General features: G+C 59.0%; 1 protein-coding gene. It reads right to left on the bottom strand.

The genetic code is table 11. The features are described 5' to 3' along the window. Positions 1-81: 81 nt before the first annotated feature. The coding region (locus HMPREF1627_RS00725) for an FGGY-family carbohydrate kinase (RefSeq protein WP_034500312.1) at positions 82-663 on the bottom strand (582 nt) is incomplete at its 5' end.

The following is a 663-nucleotide window of genomic DNA, read 5'->3' as shown; positions in this document are numbered from 1 at the left end:
CTCTTGTACTAGAGCAACACCCCACTACTTTTAAGCCATCAGCCTGCTTTCATGCGCGACGGTCAGGCCCGATTAGCGCACCTAATTAGCAGCCGGGTTATCAGCCATTCGCGCGTTCACGTCTGCGAGGTCATTGTAAACATCCGCATTCGCCCAAGCGAGGAACGCCTTCTTGAACACCTCGTGGTACTCGTTGTATACCGCATGGTTGTCTTCGTTCGGGTAGATGAACCCGCGCGTGTGCACCATGTTGTCCACCGCCACGTCAACGGAGGGTAGCGCTCCCGCGCCAACACCGCCAAGAATTGCAGCGCCTAGCGCGGCGCATTCGGACACGATCAGGCGCTCAACTGGGCGGCCATAAATGTCAGCTTGCACCTGGCTCCAGAACACAGAGTTCGCGCCGCCACCCGACAAGCGGATGGTCTCAAATGGCTCACCCATCGCGGTTTCCATCGACTCCACGCTCATGCGCAACTCATAAGCCACACCCTCGAGCACGGCGCGCGCGGCGTGAGCACGAGTATGAATCTGCGTAATGCCCAGCATCCCGCCTCGCGCATTGTCATGGAAGTACGGATTCGCCTGCGAGTTGAAGAACGGGAAGAAGATCAACCCATGCGAGCCCACCGGCGCCTTCGCCGCCTCAAGCGTGATGAGGTC

This window comes from Actinomyces sp. S6-Spd3, from assembly GCF_000758755.1.
Classification (GTDB): Bacteria; Actinomycetota; Actinomycetes; order Actinomycetales; family Actinomycetaceae; genus Pauljensenia.
Note: the sequence above shows the minus strand (reverse complement) of the source record. Positions and strands in the feature narration are given on the sequence as shown.